22 protein-coding genes are annotated in these 21,353 nt (G+C 32.3%); 8 read left to right on the top strand and 14 right to left on the bottom strand.

Features of this window, described 5'->3' with window-relative positions:
- Window positions 1-111 precede the first annotated feature (111 nt).
- The 5 genes from HMPREF9455_RS17270 to HMPREF9455_RS17250 form a co-directional block, all read right to left on the bottom strand.
- Window positions 112-645: a hypothetical protein gene (locus HMPREF9455_RS17270; RefSeq protein ID WP_006801030.1), complete on the bottom strand. Its 534-nt coding sequence runs from the start codon at window positions 643-645 to the stop codon at window positions 112-114.
- Window positions 646-653: 8 nt separating this feature from the next.
- Window positions 654-1,709 (bottom strand): winged helix DNA-binding domain-containing protein, encoded by a 1,056-nt coding sequence (locus HMPREF9455_RS17265; protein WP_006801029.1) that lies wholly within the window; start codon window positions 1,707-1,709, stop codon window positions 654-656.
- A 40-nt stretch (window positions 1,710-1,749) separates the two neighbouring features.
- Window positions 1,750-2,379 (bottom strand): hypothetical protein, encoded by a 630-nt coding sequence (locus HMPREF9455_RS17260; RefSeq protein WP_006801028.1) that lies wholly within the window; start codon window positions 2,377-2,379, stop codon window positions 1,750-1,752.
- A 49-nt stretch (window positions 2,380-2,428) separates the two neighbouring features.
- Complete coding sequence (locus tag HMPREF9455_RS17255; protein WP_006801027.1) at window positions 2,429-2,773, bottom strand: hypothetical protein; 345 nt, start codon at window positions 2,771-2,773, stop codon at window positions 2,429-2,431.
- A gap of 1,034 nt (window positions 2,774-3,807) precedes the next feature.
- The gene (locus HMPREF9455_RS17250; protein WP_006801026.1) at window positions 3,808-4,086 is read right to left on the bottom strand and encodes a hypothetical protein; all 279 of its coding nucleotides are present in this window, start codon (window positions 4,084-4,086) and stop codon (window positions 3,808-3,810) included.
- Between the two features lie 199 nt (window positions 4,087-4,285).
- Here HMPREF9455_RS17250 and HMPREF9455_RS17245 point away from each other — a divergent pair, with 199 nt between their 5' ends.
- From HMPREF9455_RS17245 to HMPREF9455_RS17235, 3 genes are all read left to right on the top strand, one after another.
- The gene (locus HMPREF9455_RS17245) at window positions 4,286-5,173 is read left to right on the top strand and encodes a bacteriophage abortive infection AbiH family protein (RefSeq protein ID WP_006801025.1); all 888 of its coding nucleotides are present in this window, start codon (window positions 4,286-4,288) and stop codon (window positions 5,171-5,173) included.
- Between the two features lie 110 nt (window positions 5,174-5,283).
- On the top strand, window positions 5,284-5,610 hold the full coding sequence (locus HMPREF9455_RS17240) for a hypothetical protein (protein WP_006801024.1): 327 nt from the start codon (window positions 5,284-5,286) through the stop codon (window positions 5,608-5,610).
- A 30-nt stretch (window positions 5,611-5,640) separates the two neighbouring features.
- Entirely contained in the window at window positions 5,641-6,483 is an 843-nt protein-coding gene (locus tag HMPREF9455_RS17235) for a DUF2971 domain-containing protein (RefSeq protein WP_006801023.1), read from the top strand.
- 83 nt (window positions 6,484-6,566) lie between these two features.
- Here HMPREF9455_RS17235 and HMPREF9455_RS17230 read toward each other — a convergent pair whose 3' ends face one another.
- The 6 genes from HMPREF9455_RS17230 to HMPREF9455_RS17205 are packed head-to-tail and all read right to left on the bottom strand — an operon-like array spanning window position 6,567 to window position 15,151.
- Window positions 6,567-8,036: an FRG domain-containing protein gene (locus tag HMPREF9455_RS17230; protein WP_006801022.1), complete on the bottom strand. Its 1,470-nt coding sequence runs from the start codon at window positions 8,034-8,036 to the stop codon at window positions 6,567-6,569.
- A gap of 23 nt (window positions 8,037-8,059) precedes the next feature.
- A complete protein-coding gene (locus HMPREF9455_RS17225) occupies window positions 8,060-8,983 on the bottom strand; it encodes an HNH endonuclease family protein (protein WP_006801021.1) in 924 nt (307 codons plus the stop codon).
- Window positions 8,980-10,695, bottom strand: coding sequence for an AAA family ATPase (locus HMPREF9455_RS17220; protein WP_006801020.1), 1,716 nt, complete (start codon window positions 10,693-10,695; stop codon window positions 8,980-8,982). The genes HMPREF9455_RS17225 and HMPREF9455_RS17220 overlap by 4 nt, the downstream gene beginning before the upstream one ends.
- A 9-nt stretch (window positions 10,696-10,704) precedes the next feature.
- Window positions 10,705-12,837 carry an ATP-binding protein gene (locus HMPREF9455_RS17215; protein WP_006801019.1) on the bottom strand — a complete coding sequence of 711 codons (2,133 nt, stop codon included), beginning with the start codon at window positions 12,835-12,837 and terminating at the stop codon, window positions 10,705-10,707.
- Window positions 12,837-14,015: a hypothetical protein gene (locus HMPREF9455_RS17210; RefSeq protein ID WP_006801018.1), complete on the bottom strand. Its 1,179-nt coding sequence runs from the start codon at window positions 14,013-14,015 to the stop codon at window positions 12,837-12,839. Before HMPREF9455_RS17210 ends, HMPREF9455_RS17215 begins: the two co-directional genes overlap by 1 nt.
- A gap of 2 nt (window positions 14,016-14,017) precedes the next feature.
- Window positions 14,018-15,151 (bottom strand): DNA methyltransferase, encoded by a 1,134-nt coding sequence (locus HMPREF9455_RS17205; RefSeq protein WP_006801017.1) that lies wholly within the window; start codon window positions 15,149-15,151, stop codon window positions 14,018-14,020.
- 586 nt (window positions 15,152-15,737) lie between these two features.
- Here HMPREF9455_RS17205 and HMPREF9455_RS17200 point away from each other — a divergent pair.
- The 3 genes from HMPREF9455_RS17200 (at window position 15,738) to HMPREF9455_RS17190 (ending at window position 16,826) form a co-directional block, all read left to right on the top strand.
- On the top strand, window positions 15,738-16,079 hold the full coding sequence (locus HMPREF9455_RS17200) for a helix-turn-helix domain-containing protein (protein WP_006801016.1): 342 nt from the start codon (window positions 15,738-15,740) through the stop codon (window positions 16,077-16,079).
- 146 nt (window positions 16,080-16,225) lie between these two features.
- Window positions 16,226-16,528 (top strand): helix-turn-helix domain-containing protein, encoded by a 303-nt coding sequence (locus HMPREF9455_RS17195; RefSeq protein ID WP_006801015.1) that lies wholly within the window; start codon window positions 16,226-16,228, stop codon window positions 16,526-16,528.
- Between the two features lie 16 nt (window positions 16,529-16,544).
- A complete protein-coding gene (locus HMPREF9455_RS17190; RefSeq protein WP_006801014.1) occupies window positions 16,545-16,826 on the top strand; it encodes a helix-turn-helix domain-containing protein in 282 nt (93 codons plus the stop codon).
- 96 nt (window positions 16,827-16,922) lie between these two features.
- On the opposite strand, the gene HMPREF9455_RS17185 is transcribed toward HMPREF9455_RS17190, so the two are convergent.
- From HMPREF9455_RS17185 to HMPREF9455_RS17175, 3 genes are all read right to left on the bottom strand, one after another.
- Window positions 16,923-18,131, bottom strand: coding sequence for a site-specific integrase (locus HMPREF9455_RS17185; protein ID WP_006801013.1), 1,209 nt, complete (start codon window positions 18,129-18,131; stop codon window positions 16,923-16,925).
- 574 nt (window positions 18,132-18,705) lie between these two features.
- Complete coding sequence (locus HMPREF9455_RS17180; protein WP_006801012.1) at window positions 18,706-19,722, bottom strand: helix-turn-helix transcriptional regulator; 1,017 nt, start codon at window positions 19,720-19,722, stop codon at window positions 18,706-18,708.
- Window positions 19,680-20,207 (bottom strand): hypothetical protein, encoded by a 528-nt coding sequence (locus tag HMPREF9455_RS17175; RefSeq protein ID WP_006801011.1) that lies wholly within the window; start codon window positions 20,205-20,207, stop codon window positions 19,680-19,682. Before HMPREF9455_RS17175 ends, HMPREF9455_RS17180 begins: the two co-directional genes overlap by 43 nt.
- A gap of 323 nt (window positions 20,208-20,530) precedes the next feature.
- Here HMPREF9455_RS17175 and HMPREF9455_RS17170 point away from each other — a divergent pair, with 323 nt between their 5' ends.
- Both HMPREF9455_RS17170 and HMPREF9455_RS17165 read left to right on the top strand, forming a co-directional pair.
- Window positions 20,531-20,833, top strand: coding sequence for a hypothetical protein (locus tag HMPREF9455_RS17170; RefSeq protein WP_006801010.1), 303 nt, complete (start codon window positions 20,531-20,533; stop codon window positions 20,831-20,833).
- Window positions 20,834-20,990: 157 nt separating this feature from the next.
- A partial coding sequence (locus HMPREF9455_RS17165; RefSeq protein WP_006801009.1) for a helix-turn-helix domain-containing protein occupies window positions 20,991-21,353 on the top strand: 363 nt, incomplete at its 3' end.

Genomic DNA, 21,353 nt, shown 5'->3' with positions numbered 1-21,353 from the left:
CACCAATATACGCCCCAACAACAGACACCTAAAAACGAGAGCTATTAAGCCAATCCCAATTGCCCCACAGATGATTAAAAAGATATTCTCCGGATCCTTATAGTTCAGATACTAATATTTTTGTAAGCTTTTCCCTTTCGGAATTGCTTTAAGAATATTCTTTCGCACTGACCTGATAGCCAGGCATAATTCCCCTTCCATCATCTCAAGAGTAGTTTTCAATTCTTGCGTTAATTCAGGAATAGTACGACAGAGCTCGTAAGCTATTTTCATACAGAGTGACTGCACACCCGGTAATTCCTTAACAGAGAGCATTCGCTCCAAACAGAAATCCAGAAAATCAACCCTCGGAGGGTCTACCTGAGGCTGTTTATAAAGCAAATTGAGGATAACCCTCCGTTTACCTCCATGCTCACACGTCATCACTTCGTTAATAAGCTCATCATGTTTTTCATACAGCCATTTATTAGCTTCCGGAGAAAAATGTGTAAAGATCCAAGCCGCATGATATCCTATTTTTTCATCTTCTCCAATAACTAAATCATATAATTCCTGCTTTCGCTTGTCACTTTGTTGGGTTAAACGAAGTATTTCATGGATATCATCCATACCAATCCGCTCCGATAATTTAGCTTTGAAATTCATTGCTATTCTCATTTCTTAATATAATCCTGAAATTTCTTCCCTTCTAAAGTAAGTAACTTCTTGCTTATTTTTAACTTACTATCCCAAAAAGAAATATCAAAGTCAATCCCTTTCGCTTTCTTAATCTTTTTCCAATTACCGATACCATGACCATTATATAGTATAATTGATTGAAATATACCATAGTTATTAAAAGCTTTCGGATGATGCTCTAAGTCTAGAACATTTGTCCTATCCTTGTAGCTGATAATATACTCATCATAAGCAGGTAGAAAGTGAAGTATATCTGTATCCAAAGAAGCACATTCCTTATAATCTTTGTGAATATATAATTCGGTAGAACCGAAGTGATCTCTTATAAATTCATTGTCGATGAGACTAAAAGCGTGTCTGCAATCTTTGATCGTCAACCCCGACCACCAGACAAAATCCTGTAAACTTGCAGGAGAATGGCTCTGCATATATCTTTGAGCTAGCTTTGCCAATGCTTCATCCTTATGTATATCTTTGCTTTGGGGAGCTCTTTCTTCCAGTAGTGCATATGTTTGTTTTTTCTCTTTCAATACACCGCTGCATATAATGCCATCCGCTTCTGCCAACATTGTAAAGAGGTATATATGTCTCTCGGTAGCCCCTAATCCTTCTTGCTCGAATATTTTTGTAATCTCGTCCTTGGTTTGATGGTTATTGTCCCTAAGTGTCCTTTCTAACAGGTTATAACATTTTGTAAGTTCGTGTTCATCAACCTTCAAATCTTTTACATATTTCCATGCGCCTTTAATTCGCTCTCCTGTCAATTTCAGAAGCCACCTGATATCTTCCGCAGAAACAAAATGCCAGGTTGGGCGCATGATATGGGTTCGAAGAAAATCTCCCCGGTTAAAAGCGTCTTCAATACCTTGTTCTGTACATTGTTTCGATCTGATAGCGATAGCCCATTTTGCCATAGTGAAATCCTGAGCTTGCATAGCTCCCATCCATGACACCACTTCTTTTGGAGTATCAAATGTCTGTTCTGATAGCTGTTGACTCTTTAGCCGTATGTTTTTTATAGTAATGTTCATATGTGGGGTGTTTACTTTAAATTTATCTTGTTGGCTGATTTTAGGCTTGTTGTTGATCCGATAAATTATTCTGATTTAAAAGATATTCTTCCTTTATTTTTCTGATTACTTCAATAGGAATTTTTCGCTCTGAATCAACGACCTGTAGCCCATCGTCCATATAGAACTGGATAGGATAATTACCTACAACTTTATCTAAGTCTAGCTCTACACCTAGTAGGCTCGCCTCTTCTTCAGTAGAAAAATATTCTCCTGATTGATATCCAATTTCCAATTTCTCAAAATCGAAAATATGCTTCTCCGTTTTAAAAGGCTTATTGACCAACACATATTCTAGCTTATTAGGGTAAAGTATAAATATCTCTAACCCTTTTCGTTTCCACCAATAGGAAGAGAAAAAATAAAGAATTACAAATACCTCTAATAGTAATACAACACTACTAATTAGAATAAATTCCAGCGTAATATCAAGTATGGGAAAGATTAAGATTAGCATACCTATGTGAAAAAGAAAAAGTCCTGAAAATAATATGATACAGCCTAAAAGCAGTAATCCATTACTATTTTTAGGGCTAATCGTGAGCCTGAGTACATCTGATTTTCGCTCGAGAGTATATGAATATAGTACTTTCTTTTTCATATAACCTTTTATAAATTCTTCTATATTCATAAGTTTTCATTTCAAACTTATTTTATTTGTTGACTCTCTTATATTGAATTTATAATAGTCCATCTTTCCATGCATAGTAACATCCTTGACTGAAAAGTCTAGCAGAATTACGTTCATTGATCCAAGAATATTTTTCATTTATATATGACAGTACAATTTCCTTGAGTTGCTCCGACTCAATTCTTTTTTTCTCTAATGTTTGTTTGATAAATAAATTTATATCTTTCTGTACTTTTTTCGAGAATAAATCTAAAAAGTCTGCTTGGTTTAAACTTAGACTCGGTAGCTTAAGCATTATTCGGTCTTGTATTGGAGCCAACCAATGTTCACCCCATTCCAGAGTTAATTCAATGCTCATATTTAATATATTTGAATCAAAGTCCTTTATCTTCATATATTCTTTACTTTAAACTAATTTTATTTACCGATACAGAATGCATAGATATTTATTAATCAATGAAATATCGATTTTTTCGGTACAAACTCATAAATAAGTTCTGTATGCATTCTGTTTTCTACCAATCACTTACGCTAATATACGTGACATTGGTGAAAAAACGAAATATTTGATGGAAAGTTCTGAAAATATTATTTTAAATTTTACTGGGTAGTACTACCCTGAACAGACTACCCAGTTAACTATCTTGAATTGGAGTTATTTCTATCTTTGTTATATGCCATACAGAGCGACAGGACATAAGACTTAGTTGCTTGCAATCCCTCGAATGAGAGTATATTAGATATTATGTTCCTTTGCATAGCAACAAAATACGATATTAATTCTTTTATTAAATTTATTATATTAATCATAGCTCATTCGTTGAATAATACTCTATTTAGAAGAGGGAGTTATATCCTTGAAATAACGACTTTTCATTATTGTACTAATCTTAGTGATAGTGATATCAATTACTGCCATTTTTATATTGTATAATATGACAAAATTTAATGAGCTTATTACATTTGTGGTGTCAATTATTGTTCTTCTGAGGCATTTAATGACTCTCAGTCCAAAATATCTTCATCATATCTATGACAAACGTTAATAAAAATCGGTACTTTTAAAATTCATGAAAAGTAATATTTGATTATGTGAATGATAAAACCCTAATCAATAATGTCTTACCAGAGTCACTAGTACAGTTCAATTCTTCATTTCAAAAAGAGAAATCATTTGATGATCTAGTTCAGGAAAATACAGATGTCTCTCAACAATCGGTTCATATTTAACTACGTCTACACAACTATAGTCTACTAGTTGCGCTTTATTCTGTATTAAAAAAAGACTCCTGTATACGAAATATCAGAAGTTCTGTATAAAAGTTTAGGGCTTAGAGAAAAAGAGTCCGCATATCTTTTAATACCGAGAAAAAAAAGATGAATAATTTAATATACTGCAGAAGTTGTACAAAAAAATATTTAGGTAGATTAACTATTTTCAGATCTTTTTTCTTCGGCTTTTATTACCGACTCTATCAATTCATTCAGAGTTTTCCCCAACTCTTTCAATTCATCAATACTAATTTCTTTCAGTATTGCTGATTCAGGACTTAATAACAGTGTTTCTTCTTCGTTTGAGAAGAACCCCAAGCTATATACACCTTCCTTATTTCTACTTATTTGTACTGTTACACCAGCAGTTGTACGTTTGTAATTTTCTCCAAATATCTCTACTTTCATTGCCAATAAATTTTCTTGATCTTCCATTTTATTTGAATTTAATTTTGTAAATATAGGATTTTAACTATACATAACAAAGAGTTAACAATTTAGAATTTAAGATATAGGAGTAAATTATCAATCCTTTTCCATATATTGAACTAATCCGTAATCTTTCTTATTCTAACCTGACATAAATAATATATATTCGCATAATATTCGAGACAATTTATCCCCGACATAAATTATGAGTAATAGACTATATATCTTCGGTAATGGTTTCGACAGGTATCATGATATGAAAACATCATATTCCAATTTCTGTCGCTATATTAAAGCCAATAATTCTAAAGTATATGAGTTTCTGGAAGGTTATTTTTATATGGAGACAGATAATAAAAATCTGTGGTGTCAATTCGAGAGGGATTTAGGAACATTCGATTATGGGCTATTTTTTAGTGACAATGATAATACCGAACCTTCTTCAGAGGGGTTCAAATTAAGTCATATTTATGGTGTGGAGGATGATTTACAGGAACAGGGAGAGAACTTAAGCGAACATATTCGAAAAGCATTCAGAGATTGGCTAATTGAAACCGATATTCCAAAAAGCGGTTATAAACGACTAAAATTGGATAAAGATGCGTTGTTTCTATCGTTTAATTACACGGCTATTTTGCCTTTCCTATATAGAATACCAACAGAGAATATCTTGTATATTCATGGCTCAGTAGAAAGTAATGGTACTCTCATTTTTGGCCATAATCGTATACTTGAACCTATACCAGATTTTGATGAATATGGAGAATCTACACGAACTCCATATACAGATGCTGAAAATGCTTCCAAAATTATTTTCAATGAGTTTTACAAAGACACAACCATAGTAATTAAAGAGAATAACCATTTTTTCGCTGCTCTGAAAGATATAAATGAAATAATTATTTTAGGCCATTCTCTAAATGAAATAGATTTACCGTATTACAGTTATATGGTCCAAAAAGTAAAAGATGGGGCTCTCTGGAATATCAGTTGGTTTACTGATAAAGAAAGAATAAATATGGAGAAAGTACTCAATCACTTAGGCATGAAGAAGAATTATTCTTTTATCAGAATTGAAGAATTGGTACTATAAAAATTAAAAGAAAATGAATGAATGCCATTTAACTGAGGATGAATCAATCGACATTCTGATAAAGAATTTAAAAGACTAAAAGTTACACAATTGAAAAATGTTGCCATGGTATGGCAAAAGGTTGTGATATTATAGCAAATAAGCCTAACGGTGAAAAAATGTATATAGAAGTAAAAGGTGCACGCCCCGGATATAAAGGTGCTAGTAAAACTGTTTTTAATAGTTCTCAAATTACCACACATTTTGGAAAGGCCATATATCAAATTTTAAGAAGAATAAGCGATAATCAGGATTATGACAGAAAACATGATTATGCTATTGCCCATCCTAACGATCCTGCAATACGGAAAGTCATTGAGAAACTCACCCCATTACTTAAAGACTTCAAAATTATTCATTATTGGGTTGAAGAAGATGGCAATGTAATTGAAGAATAAAAAATAATAAACTTATTAAATCTAATAACCATGCAAGAATTACAACCACCTGAAATTTTATATCATTATACTACAACAGATACACTATTTTCAATTCTCCAAAATTTGAAAAAGGAAGCCCGGGAAGATGCCCAAAGGGATGAGCTTTCATATTATAAATTTACTTTATGGGCTTCTCATATTCTCTATTGCAATGATCCTATCGAATACGATTTTTATTTTGAATGTTTAGGTGATGCTCTTAAACAAGATTTATTTGGAGAACCAGCAGATCCACTGTTACCAGATAAAATCTTAAAATTTATAGAAGCATTAGATATTTTTAATCCTGCTATATTATCATTATCTGAAAGTCAGGACAATCTTCCTATGTGGAGAGGATATAGTAATAATGGACAAGGAGTTTCCATTGGATTTAAGACTGATATCTTAAAAGAGGCTTTTGGGGAAAATACTGAATTTGTAAAGTGTATTTATCGTTCTTCTGAGCAATTAGTTGAGGAAATAAACCTGCAAGAAATTAAAGATGCAGTGATCGAAGAAGATGGAACATTTTCTTTAGGAGATAAGATACCAGGCTTGTTATTCGAGCGACGAAAAAAATATAAGCATGCTGCTTATGAATACGAAAAAGAATGGAGACTATATCTTAATAATCCAGTTGAGTATAAATATAGAATGAGGAATGGATTAATAATTCCTTACATAGAATTAGAACTGCCTTTTTCTGTAATAGATTCGATATGTGTAGGTCCTACTGCAGCTCCTGATTTGAGTGAAAACTCTCTTGAAATGATATTACATAGTAAGTTAAGTAATTTGGACAGGGAAATTAAATTGTCAATATCGGATATTCCGTTTACAATATTATAGTTTTTCATGCTACTATAAATTAAAAACTAAATTCATAATTCTTCCCCAAAAGAAGGAATTATCTGATATTTATTATAAACATTTTAAGCATATCCCAAACGATCTACATATATGGGAGAGAAAAACAGTGTGGGTTTACAAGAATGTTTACTTCGAACCATCTGAGATGGGATAATTTCATGATAAAAAAGAGATACTAATTCATCAAAGTCAAATACAATATTTGCTTTTTGCACATATAATAGCAGATCAGTTGAGATAAACTTTGGTAAAGAATTGCTCTGAATATCCAATATATCTTCCCTGATTGCTGACTGAAGATATAATCTCGAGGTTAGACATCTACAATGTGTTCCAAATGAATCTGACATTGATATTAATATAGGGGAATAGAATAAGCTTTCAATATCTACTTTTTTTACAGAATCATGAAACTCTAATACTAAATATTTAGAGATAGAATACAGAATTTGTTTTCTAGTATATGGTAGAGTTCTCATCCCATCCCACATTCGTCTTACATTTTTATTTATTAAAGATAACAATTTTGAACTTCGTAATGCAGGCGTAAAATTTATGGTCGGAGCAATAGAACGTTTATTTGTTATTATAAGCTCCTTGAAAATAGAAGATAATTGTATCTCAACATGTTCGATATCTTTATCCAAATCTCCTTTGCACTTAACTTCAAGTATAAATTCAATGTTTTTAAGCCTGGATAATGGTGCCTGAATTCCATATTTCCAAGACTTCGTATTCTGAATCTTCCAAGACTTATGGATTTTCCTCGATTTTACATACTCATATACTTTCTGCTTCGGAATCTTGGTGATCCTAATATTCATATCCTTAGCAAATTTCTCTAGACGTTTTGCTCCTTCATTTATATTTATTGCTGCAAAGTAATTATCTAGAATTATCTCAAGATCACTTTTGTTTTTAGGGTAAATATCTGCAACACATATATTACCTGGAACTTCATTATTATGAGGAAAGATTATTTTATCAAATTCATATAAATTTTCAATTCCTCCAAACATAAGTTGAAGAAAACAACCACATTGAGCTTGTAATCGCCATAAGTTATTTATTTTCGGTTCAAATATATATGGAGAGATTAATCCCTTTTCTTCGAATATTACATTAAAAAATTCAATTGTAGATTTAAAGTCTTCTTTATTAACACAAAAAATTACACCTTCTTTACCTGCAAGATCTTTATTTGAGTGAGTAGCAAAGAAAGTCGCTATTTCAGGAGAATATGTAAAATCTATAAAATCGGTAGGAACTCCATAGTGTTGTCCAATAGCCATGATATGATCGAGACTATCAACATATTCTTCAGAGAACTTGTATTCTGATAAAAATAATTTAAAAGAAAGAAGTTTATCAACAGCTTTTTTTCTTTTTGAAGAAGAAAGCCTGTTTATTGATGCAACTAATGGCCAATCTTCATTTTGTCCCCTAAATAAATCATATTTTTTTGTCTTCTTAAACTTGAGAGCTAACTCTAAGGCCTCTTTAGGAGTTTGAACATGATAAATTTTTGCCATATGTAATTTTTAATCAAATTGTGCTAAAGTATTGGTTTTAGAGGCTCTATAGACTTAAAAGCCTCTAAAACAATTCTTCTTATTTTGCTATCTAAGAATGGGATAACTATTTTTTCAAAATTAGTAGATGATGCTACAATATACTTCCGCAATAATGTATATGTTTTCTCATCATTGAGACTATGATTTTTTAATAATCTCAATTGGTGAATAACATCCTTCTTCAGTTCTGGTGCATCAATATCACCTCTTTCAAGTAAGACGAAAAGACTATGTATTGACTCTTTAAAATCATCAATTACAGATTTCACTCTATCCAACTTTAACTCATTACGGTTTAACAAGCAGATACGGATTGTTTCAGCCCCACGTCCTTGTATATCAATGCCTTTAATTCGAATACCTTTTCCTTCAACATCTAATTCGAATACGAAATAATCAACAGGATCATCAACTTCAGGATGCAATAAATAAGGTGTCTCATCTCGGAGAGGAGTAGTCCCAGCTTTGCATAATGTCAGATTAAGTGATCCATTAGGCAATAATGGGGGGCTTATTACTCTTTTACCTAGAATTGGGAATTTATTGTGCTTTGCTCCTTCTCTATTGCATGTAATACATGAAGGAATTAAGTTTGTCCATTCGTAACATAACCAATAATATCCTAGATGAGTATTATCCTCTGTTACCCCTTTCTTAGGCCGATAATGTTCTATATCTGCCTTACAGATTCTTTCACAATATGCGCACTTATTTTTATATGCTATTGCTAATTTATCTTCTACATGTGAACATTTACCATCTTCAGTATCATAACTATCACGATAGATTGTATCTGTTATCAAACCTCTGTTTTTCGTTTTGACGATCTTTTCTAGAACTTGTAATGTCTCATTGGATGCCAATTTAGCAGTTTTGTCTTCATCTTTTTTTATAACAAATCTCATTTTCTTCGTGATTTAAATAGATTTATTAATTCTTGCTCTTTGGCATCAGTGATGAAATTATCAATAATAATTTTCAATTTATCATTAAATTCAATCTGCTCATATATAGTTTCTGTTCTTACAAAACTTTTTTGATCATGGCTTTCTGGTATAATATCATCTAAACCAAATATAGGTGAGGTCAATATTGTATTGGGCAATAAGTCCCCAAGTTCTATTTTTTCATCCAAACGCTTGATTCTTACCCCTTCTTCAGATGTTCTTTCAACTCTAAATATTTGGCTATTTTTAGGAGCGCCCAAGAAAGGTATAGGACTATGGGTGGTAGCTATAAATTGAATTTTAGGAAAGGTTCTAGTCAATTGTTGTATAATCTGTTTCTGTAACTTCGGATGCAAATGAATATCAATTTCATCAATTAATACAATCCCGGTAAACTCCGAAGGATCATCGATATCAGACTGTTGATTATATAAACGAATAAGAATATCTCCAATCATAGCAATCATACTTTTTAAACCTGATGCTAATTTATTAAAAGTAACTTTTCTAAATTCTCCCCCATCGTGATCTCTTTCAATATATGTCGTAGCTGGAATATCCCCTATCATATCATTAAAATTAATATCATATAAATTCGGGAGGATATCTATAAGTATCTCTGTAATGTATATTATTCTCTTTTCGTATTTATCAATGTTTATTTTATCATTTTTCCATATTGCGAATTGATATTGTAAATCCATTAAGTATGAATTTTCATCAAAAATTGAAGAGGTTAAATCATCTACAGATATGGAATTTAATGTATCTCCACTTAATCCTGAATTATTCGTTTTCAACCTAGATTGTCCATAACCAGCGAAGCCACTAGTTAAAGGGATATTAATTTGTTCAGAGATCCTATTTTGAATTCTATTATATGCATTTTTATTAATCGAGGATGTAAATAAATCTAAATTTATTCTGAAATCACCATAGCAGGACTCATCTATATTAATTTTTCTATTGCATATAGAAGCTGTTATCGCTCTTAAAATAGATGTCTTTCCTGTTCCATTCTCTCCTGTAAGAAAAATCCACTGTGACGAAAAGGGTATATCTTGTATTTCTATTTTTCGAATAGGCCCATAATTCTCGATTTTTACACTATTTAGTTTTATAGGTTTATTATTTCCTCTTATATATTCATTTTTATACTTACCAATCTTCTCTAGCTGCTCCATGAAATCTGTAGGCTTAATAAAATAAATACCTTTATCAGATTTTTCAAAAAAAGACAGAGAATACCCATCTATAATATTATCTATTATTATTTTATCTGTTTTTAAAAAAGACTCTAGAGATTCTAGATGACCTCCTTTATATAATTTTTTATACCGCCTTCCATCAGCCTTTAACTCTAAACGATCAACCAAATAAGCTGTTATAAATGCTCTTTTAATATCTGAGTCTGACGTGTTTATTTCTAATGAAGTTTGCCCGCTATCTAGAGATACAACAAAAGATATATTTGGTGTTTTATTTTTCCAATCCGTTCCCGACCAAAATGATACCGCCAAATACCACTCATTTCCATAAAACCAATATCCTTTATCCAATTTGCCATCACGATTACTTCTTCGAAGTGTGAAGAAAAAATTTGGATTATTTGTTCGGTGCTTCATTAATAAACTATACACTTCATTATGTACTATATTAACATTAAGCATATCTTATTTCTATTTATTGATTACAAAATAAGTTGTAGTTTGCCCTGGTTTACTCTTACTATCTCTCCTCTCTGTACTCCATTTTTTTTCTCCGAAATATTCATTCATGAATCGGGAAACACAATTATAGGCCACATCTTTTCGGTTTTGTATACTAGTGGGTAAAGCATCTTCTATAGCCGTCTTTAAAAGCATCCAATGAGCATTATTTTTTTCAATTTTATCCATTAAGGTTTTGTCGCTGGCAACTATCTTAAAAGCACTTTTAATATTCATCTCTAATATATCTTGTGTAGATCTTTCTGGATTATAACTTTCCTCATCTTCGATATCAATCTCAATAGAACCAACTTCTTTTTGTACACGTTCTAATTCTCGATTATATTTCTCTAAGAGTCTCAAAGCAAAGGTTTTTCCTTGCGGGTGGTTATAGTCTGGATCTTTTACTTCTACTAATTGCTCAAAGCTCAAAACTCTCATAGAAATAGGGTATGGCTTCCCTCCTGAACTACTCCAAAAAATCCCATTACCTGGTATTGGCTCATTTAATAGAGAACTAAGCAAATCATTACTGAAATGAGAGTTTGCATGTTTTAATGCATTAAGATCACCTGCTGATAAAAGATGAAAAATAAACCAGTTATCTCCTTGACTCAATATTTCATTTGAAATACTTCCGGGTTGCTGGGTTATGAGTACAGCGCCTAATCCAAATTTCCGACCTTCTTTAACCCATGATATATAGGGACCTTCTGCCCCTCCAGTATTACCTAATACTGATTGAGCTTCTTCTACAACAGCTATTGTTGGTATACTATCAGGTTCTGCTTTTGTAAATTCCTCTTGATTATGCTCAAATATCCTTTGTAAGATAATTCCCGATAAGATTAATGCATTACTTCCTCTCATCTGAGATATATCAATTATACATAGCTTCCCTTCACGAAGTGATTCAAATAGTTTGTCTAGCATCTGACTGCTAGGGTCATGAATGAGACGAATAATCGTTGTAATGTTAGAACGTATAGCAATTATCTCTGCATCTTGTCTTTCCCCCTCACGACTTCCGAGTATAATTTCTCTTATATCTTCAAGAGGAGTAGTATTTCCTGATTTATAGATGAGATCAACTAATTTAATCCAATTAGCAGGGTTTAGTCCTTTTAATTTTTGAATATTTTGTTGTTGTTGTTTCTCCGAAGGAAGGGCGATAGATATAACTTCAGCTGGGCGGAGCATACGTATATCGATACGAATTGTTCCTGCGACAAAAGACTGATAAAAAGGACTTGTGGATGCTCTATTAGTAAAAACGACAATTTTATCTTCTAATTCTGGCACATCACACAATCCTGGTCTACCGCTATCATCTGGCCAAAAATATTCTCCATCAGGATCAAATATTATCGTGCCAACGGGTTTGTCAACCTTTCCTTTCGTAATACATGGAGGATTTTTATACAAATTACTAAATAATAACTTTATCAAATTTGATTTTCCAAATCCTGCGCGGGCGAAAACAAAAGATCTTCTAGAAACTAATTGGTCTATTCTGAATTTTGTAATAACCTCTGGAGTTTTAGGACGCATCCATGGCTCAATTTTTACTCCTTTTTTTGTTTCTCCTCCATTATATATAAATTCACCATATGCTAAATATCCAAAAGATGATGCTGGTGTTTTTCCATCTTGATTCATCAGATTATGTCCTGATACCTCTTTTAGTATTTGATCAGATAAAAAAGCAACTTTACTTCCCACATGAGGAAGTCTTCTATGTGAAGGTGCAAAAACAAGCTTATTGCTATCTATCCGGATAACACCTAACACTCTTATGTCAACTTTATATTTTAAATACCCTTCACGTAAGTCTTCTGAAACCTGTCTACCTTCAGATATAGCTCTGATTGCATAGTCTTCTCCTGCCGCACCAGCCAGCCTACCTAAAGCTGAAACAGATGTGATTCTTCCTAAGATAGCTTCATTCTCTCCTTCTAATGCAACAAGTAGAAACTGTCCATGCATAGGAATATTTTGAAAAATATTGTCATATTTCAACACAATATCAGCATGGAACTCTAATCCACCTTCACTAAATCCTTTAAAAATTCCAACTATTTTATCCTCTGTAAATAACTTCATTATTGTCTATTTATAACTGATACATTTGTTAAATTCTGATAATCGACTATTTCTCTTTTGTCTTCAGATAAAAGTTGTCTCACTGCTTTTACGACTTCATCTTGAAGTATATCCAAATCAAAGTCAACAATTTGTGCATGCTCCAATGCTTTCTGAAGACATGACGGATAATGTGGTGTAGGAAATCCGTCTAAAGTGTCCATATATAGATATCCAAATATCTCAGAGTCAGAAGAAGTTTGTGTATTCAGAAGATCTATAGCCCATACAGGATCTCCATTCTTTTTCCCAAAACGGACAAGATATAAGCTTCCTACAGAAAATTTATTTATTTCACTAGATGTATCGTCATCATCACTTTCTGTTTTTGCCATATATTCTTTCCATACATAAGATTGTTCTTCCATAGAACTAGGAACTTTTGCATATAAAGGCTCTCCTGCCGGAAAAATATTTTCCAATTGCATTGCCAAAGAATATCTGGAAAGAACTTGGCTGTGTTTTGCTAGACCAACTAAATATACTTTTATTTTACGTTCTTTATAAGTCTTATCAATCGCATTATTAATCAGCTGCATCATTTCTATAAATAAAGCTCTTTTATTTTTAGAATCATACTTAAATATTTTACTTCTCAACAAACCATCTTTAACTATAACTGTATGGTTCGTAAACTTCTGATAACAAATTATTTCGTATAATACAGCCCATTCACAAAGATCTCGATAGGTCAACACCCATGATTTTGATACTTTACTAGGATCTTTTATCATCCTTTCTCCAGAAGGAATCATTGGACTTAAATCGCTTAATGTAGAACAATTCAAATCTTTCATTAATATACCTAAAGATGTTTTAGGATTTCCCTTATCATCAAATTGCCGTTGGCTAAGCATATCTGTATTCGTTGTTGGAGTAATAACATCTAAACAAAGATTCTGCCCATTAGAATCTACGACCCTAATTAATTGAAAATAAAAAGGATTATAAACTAGTTTGTTGTTTGTACTCTCACTTGCGACTAATGAAAACGTTGTAATATTTCTTGGTTTTATCACACGGACATTTGGTTTCATTGTTAAAACTTCATCACGCAAACTATCTAACAACTTCTTATCAATTTTTGCACATTCCTGTATTGAGCCCTTTATCTGAGGTATTTCTTCTGGATCAAACATATTTAAATCTTTAATGTTGCATATACATCAATTTCTTCTATATATTTTTTCATTTCTTTCTTAAACTGATTGGCTTGTCTCTGCGAATCAGAAGGTTCTCCAGCTGAACAAATTTTAGTCAATTTCCATCCACAATTTGCCTTTTTTAGCGATTCTTTTATTAATTCAGATGGAGTTTTTTCTGATTTGCTAGGAAGAGCTCCAAAACGAATAATCATCCTTGCATTTGGATTACATTTCAAAGAGGTATTAATCCAAACTTTTGATAAATCATCAATAAAAGTTATTTCAGACCCATGTTTTAATTGTGTTTTATTCGAATAGTCAACATCACTGCTTCCCCCTAGAAACCAATTCCTAAGCCATTGATCTTGTTTGTATGTAGACATTCCAAAATAAGGAGGAGAGGTAATAACCCAGTTGAATTTGCTAGAAGAAATTTCATTTATGAACCGACTATCTCCTAATATAATATTACCGCCTGTTTGGGTGGGTATTTCGTCGTTGAAAATATATTCAGATTTCCGTTTTATGAGATTTGCTATCTGAATATTTTCGGGAACTAGTTGTCTTTTTTCCCAGAATCTAACCGAATAATCTGGCTTTGTCGCATAAGTACGCGGCATCTGATTAGATAAATAAGACTGAGTTGTTTTCATCTTTGGCCCATGAAGAACTCCTAAAACAATCGCTCTCAATGCGATGTCGATTTCATCCAAACTCTCTTGATTAAGAAAGTATGTTCTAAGTTTACAAATACTATTTAGTGTTTCAGCATGATATGCGATCTCCCAAAAATCACCAGTTGGAATATCAAAATAATAATCACCTTGTAATATAGTTTGACATCGGTCTTGAATATCAATAGGATTTGCGTGGATTAATTTAGCTTGTGCTATTGCTTGCGCTATTGGATTACTATCAACTCCATATGAAGACATACCGAGTAATCTCGCTGCAAAATTTGTAGTTCCTCTTCCACAAAAAGGATCATATACCAAGTCTGTTTTTTTAGCATAACGCAAAACTTTATAGGGAAATGACAAAGGAAACATAGTAAAATACGGGCAAATTGAATTCAGTCGTATTTTAGGATGTAACTTATTTTCAATAATAGATGAATTGTATTTTGTCATATTAACATAAAGTATATTTAATCTATCTTTACTATTAAATAGTAAAGATATTTAATTTTTCATAGAGGGTGGAAGAAAATTATAAAATCTTTAAAGAGCCTTCCTTATACCAATACCTCACATTTACCTTACCTCTTTTCATTTTTTTACAGCTTTACCAAGAGCTAAACTAGCAGTTGATCCAAAAAGCCAAAGTGATGTTTCAGGGAAACATGGTTCTTTAACAATTCCACTTAGCAGTTCGACAGCTCCTAATTTCGGATTAGACTATTCATAGTAATATTCAATACATTCATCTAATCAAATATCAATCAAAGATAAAAACACTCATTTCTCGATTGATCCTTATGAAGAGCAATATGAGTAAAGATGTAAGCACAATACCTATTTTCTGAAATCTAAATATTTATCAAACACTTATATTAAAACAATCCGATAGCATAGATTTTCTATATTTTCAAAAAATATATCACAAACCACCATAAATAGTTAAAAAAAACAAAAACCACAGAGCCTTTTCAGTGAAATTTTTCACCATAATATCACCATCTACACTTGGGCTTGTTTAATTTAAAATGACTAAACTATGATGTACAATGATCTTACTTTCGAAAAGTTACCCGAAGCGATAGCGTATCTAATCAAGACTGTAGATGAACTTAAAACCTTACTTGTCAAAACGGAACCCCAAAACATTGAAAAACGGATGCCAATAGGAATAGATGAAGCATGTCGGATTATTCAAAAAGCTAAATCGACGATCTACTCTTTAACTAGAAAAGGATTGATACCATGCTATAAGAAAGGTAAGAAATTATTCTTCTTTGAAGATGAACTTATTAATTGGATTCAAAAAGGTAAAAAGAAAAGCCTGGATCAAATCAGAGAAGAAATGAGTAATAGTATTTATAGATATGGAAATAAATAATGTCTCTTCGTAAAAAAGTGACAAATCATGCCAAAACCAGACAAATTACGCCAAACATCTAGAAAACAAAACATTAATTAAATAACACGTTATATTTGTAATGATTTTATTGATATACCAAAAGTTTAACAATTAAAAAATTTCTTATGGAACAGAATTTTATAACCATTCAAAGTGATGCCTTTAGGGCAATAATGATGAAACTTGAGCAAATAGAAAGCTATGTCATTAATCGAGAGAAAGAGGATATTAAGCGAAGAAAGGCCAATAGTAGATTACTTACTGGAGAAGATGTCATTAAAATGCTTCGTATTTCTAAACAGACCCTCTGGAGAATGCGTAAACGAGGTGATATTGCATATATTAGGCCTGGTAATATTTGTCTATATACTCAAGAGGAAATTGAGAGGATAGTCAATAATCAGATTATAAGATACCGAAGAAAATAAAACCAACAGCTGAAATATGGAACAGATTAAAGATAAAATAGATAAATGCATGATTCTAATTATGGAAAGGTTTGATAAACTGGAAAACAAATTAGAAAAATTGTATGAAACTAACAATATCAAAGATACTGATTTGCTAGATGATAGTGAAGCACAATCACTATTGAATGTCAGCAAACGGACACTGCAAAGATATAAACAGCAAAAGCTACTCCCCCATTCAAAAGTAAAGGGGAAATCTTATTATTTAGGATTCGATATTATTATGTTCAAAAGAGGTCGAATGAATAAAATCTGATGCGAATGTTTAGGCAAGGTATTCTTATATATGAATACCTTGCTTGCTTTTTGTGTAAAAGCTTAGATCCAATCTGTAATAGATAATAACTAAGGCTTAATCTGACAGCTGTGTCTCCAAAATTGCCATTTCCTTGCTTATTTTAGTGCTTGTTATTTGAGCATATATCTGAGTTGTCTTTACATTGGTATGCCCTAGCATCTTGCTTACTGCTTCAATGGACACACCATTACTGATTGCCAAAGTGGCAAATGAGTGTCGGGACACTCGGAAAGTTACATTTTTCTTGATATTACACAAATCGGCAATTTCTTTCAAATATTCATTAGTTTTTTGATTACTTTTTATAGAAAATAAATTCTTACCAGAGGTATTTTCATCTTCATATTTTTTTATAATCTCAAGAGGTATCTTCAGTAACGGTATATTTGACTCCAGTCCTGTCTTTTGTCTCAATATCATAATCCATAATTTTTTATCTGGACCAACCTTTATATCGTCACTTTTTAAAGAACACATATCTATGAATGACAAGCCTGTAAAGCAGCTGAATACGAAGTAGTCCCTGATTTGTTCTAACCTTTTGCTGAGAAATTTCTTACGCCAGATTTTATTAATTTCATCTTCATTTAAATATATCGGACTAGTTTTATCTAATCGATAATTGAACAGTAAAAATGGATTTTTATCTATTAATCCTATTTTACATGCATAGCTTACAATGGATGCTAAACGCTGTACATATTTTATAGCTGTATTATTGATACAGCTATATTTCTCTCGAATAAAGAAATAGAATCGCTCTATAAAATATAAGTCTATCTTTTGTATATGAATATCATCTGTGCCAAGTTCACTCCGCATAAATTCAATAACTCTATTTAATGTCAATTCATAACGACTCAGAGTTTTTTGATCAAGTCTAAATCCGGTCTTGGTCTTAAAGAATTTCAGTTGTTTCCTAAACTGATAAACCAACATTAATTCCCTAGAGTTATCTATTCCCAGAAAAGTATTCTTTAGGTATTGGGCAGATAAGCCCTTCCCTTTATTCGATGCATCCAGATAAGAAGTGAATAGTTTTGTCCTTATCATATCCAAACGGTTATTTATCTGATTAGCGAACTGCTTCTTTCCAATAACTTTCTCTGCCTTCTGATCCCATATTGCGGGCTTAACATCTAAACCGCTACTGAATTGTACTCTTTCCTTATTAAAGGTTATCCGAATCATTATAGTAGAGTGTCCATTTTTTTTAGGTTCATTTTTCTTTATAAAAAATAGAACCCTGTATCTATTGTTCATTCTATTTAGTTTGTGTTTTGTCATTGATTCTGTGAGATATATACATAAAAAAGCACCTCAAAAATCTATCACAAAAAGAGTCGTTTTTTGTAACAAACTTACGCTCTTTTATCTGTCCTTATAAAAATAAAACACTGTTATTCAACTAAATAACAGTGTCGCATTCTTTCTATTTTAATTTTATATAAATTTACATCTATCTCATTTTTAATTATTTAACTAGCAGTGGGTTAATAACGGTTCCGAACCTTGGGTCTATAATCCGCCATACATACATCATGCGAAAGAATTTAAAAAAAACGTGTAACGAATATGTAATGCAAATTTGTAGACTATTGGAGTCGATATATTATATGCTGACTACGTAAAATGTAAATATAAGTTAACTATTGATTTTTTGCAATCACATTTATTTTATAATTTTATAAAATATTGTAAAAAATAACCAAACAAACATTGTACAATTTGACTAAAATACTGTAAACAAATTTCCACCTCAATGTCCATTAAGATGTTTACAAATATAGCTTATAGCTACTATATAAGATGGCTATTTATTAGTAACTTTGGGAAGTTATATATCACTTTCGTATCGTTCCTTTGCCAGCCTAAATTTCCATCCCATAAATTCAACTAAAGATTGCGGAGATAAAACTTTTATAGTATCCACGTATCCAAAGAATTCGCGTTGCAGTTCCTGATTGATAACTACATTAATTTCGAATACTTTAGACCCGTCTTCGTATTCTTCAACTACTTTCTGGCTTTTATGAAAAGGCTTGGTTTGCACATAAGGTGCATTTTCCTTATTTACCCAAAAGCGTACGGTTTCGGTTTTCATGCCGACATTCTTGGTTACTCCTACTAAATCTTCAAAGAAAGTCTGAGGGTTGAATAAGTCATTCTCTACAAATTTTTCTTTTTCTGCTATCTCTATATTATGTATCCGATCCAGTGCCAGATTGATTAGATTTCCCCTCCTGCGACCGAATACAAACCATCTGTTACGATATTCTTTTAATAAGTAAGGATAGAATAAGAATGTATTTGCTGACCGGGCTTTGAATGACCGGTATTTTATGCTTAGTACTTGCTTGTTAACAATAGCGTGATAAATAATATCAAGATAATCCAACCCTTTTAGGCTTTCATTTTTCTCGAAGTCTATAACGGGTATAGTTTTTTGTTTGGCCGAAGTAACATGATCCTCCAAGCGACTGACAATATCGCCCATACCTGAGAAATAGGAGAATCCTTTGAACTGACGCAAAACCTCAACAGCCTCTGACATGGTTTTTAGGTCTTGTTCAGACAACGGCGTATTGGTTATGCTGTAATCCTCATCTTCATATTTGTAGTACTTATTATCATAAACAATAATAGGTGCATTATAGCCCAGTTTTTCGCTGCGCATCATCTGAATATCCATCTGCACGGTACGCTTACTGATTCCTTTATCTATGCCTTCATACTCATATAAGGCATCTGAACAAGCCTCGATCAGGTCTTCTAGTGTCCACTGTCTATATTTATTTCGCAGACAGGTATCTATTGTTTTATAGCGGATGAGGGCATTACGGTTGACTGGCATAGGTTATCGTTATCTTTTAATTTATCTAGTCGATATTGTTCTTGAAAATCCTGTATCATTTTTTGATAATCTTTAAATTCAAAATTTAGAGATTGGAGCTCTGGGAGCCAATTAATGTCGTATCTTATTTCATCATCAAACCATTTAGTTCGCTTATCAATACCTAATTGCTTCCATTGGATAAAAGAACCATAATTTTCAATTTCAACAACAATTAAGGTACAAGAGAAATCATAATCATCAGGACACATTAATATTGGACATACTGAAATCTCGCCCTTACTTGGTAGAATTGTTTTCCAGACAATTTCTTCTTCTTTATCCATTAACCCATAAAGTAATGTAGGTATTAATCCTTTATAAAGACTTCCAGGATAGAGATTGTCCAATTCTTCATCTAGCCAAAAGCTATCAATACGATAGTTCAAGAAAAACCAACTATCATTATAATCACTCTTATCTAATTCGGCTTTTATTAGATTCATATGCTTAGACTTTCTTCAAAAATAATAAAAATAATTTCAATTACGCAAATAAACTGCGCAACAGGAGTGTTTCTTTGTATCATCAAACAAAGAGATCATTAACATTATGCCCTTGTAGCTTAAAAGGAAAAGCCTACGGAAAAAGATTAGACTGGCCGTAGAGTGTGCGGATATCCCCGTTTCTTGACTGCGCGTTGTTGCGGGTAGACTTTGCAGATGCACCGAAAGTATTAATTTATAAGTAGGGAAGCGCATTTAGAGCCGTACTGCTTCGAAAGAAGAATGTGAGTTCGAATCTCATCAGGGGTACAAAAAGTAGAATTATGAAAAACTTAGATTTACAAACAGAAACCAATTTGTTATTAGCAAAGCAAATAATAAATGGCTTTAGCGATAGTTCTGATATTATTGATTGGGCTTTACTCCTTATGGAAAATGGATACGATTCTGAGAACTTGTATATATTGGCAGGACTAGAGGCTAAATATGTTTGGACTATTGATAATTATTTCAAAAAGACGATTGAAGACTTAAATATAGAATCAAACATAGAAAAGCAGACTCTTCTTGATTTTTATCTGATATACTATATTAAAGCGGCAATAGAAAATCCTAATATTGTATAATATAATTGAAAAGTAGTCCACTAAAATAATTTAAAAGTATACCACCAGTTAAGTAAAATGTGTGAGAGCATCTAATAAAGCTCTACATTTTACTAACAAATATTAACATTATAAATTCCTTTGTGTATTAACCAACACAGAGGCTAAAATGATAACAATGGTGGAAAAACAAACAATTATTCACATGTACCGCACGGTTGGGTACAGTAAACGGGCTATAGCCAGGGAGTTGGATGTCAGCCGTAAGACCGTTCATAAAGTCATAGCCGAGTATGAAGCCGCATTAAACTGTGATGATCCTGAATCCTCTCTGGAATCGGTATTAACAATCCCCCCCCATTATAACAGTTCCCGGCGAGGCCGCCGTGTTATTGTCGGTAGCCTGAAAGATTTAATAGACGACTGTTTAGAGAAGAACGCTCGTAAACGTGCTATGGGCCTGAAGAAGCAGTGTATGCGGGGTAAGGATATCTACGAACTGTTAATAGATAAAGGCTTCCAGGTCAGCTATACGGGAGTT

The sequence above is a fragment of the Dysgonomonas gadei ATCC BAA-286 genome, from assembly GCF_000213555.1.
Taxonomy (GTDB): Bacteria; Bacteroidota; Bacteroidia; order Bacteroidales; family Dysgonomonadaceae; genus Dysgonomonas; species Dysgonomonas gadei.
This window is presented reverse-complemented; position numbering and strand designations above follow the sequence as displayed.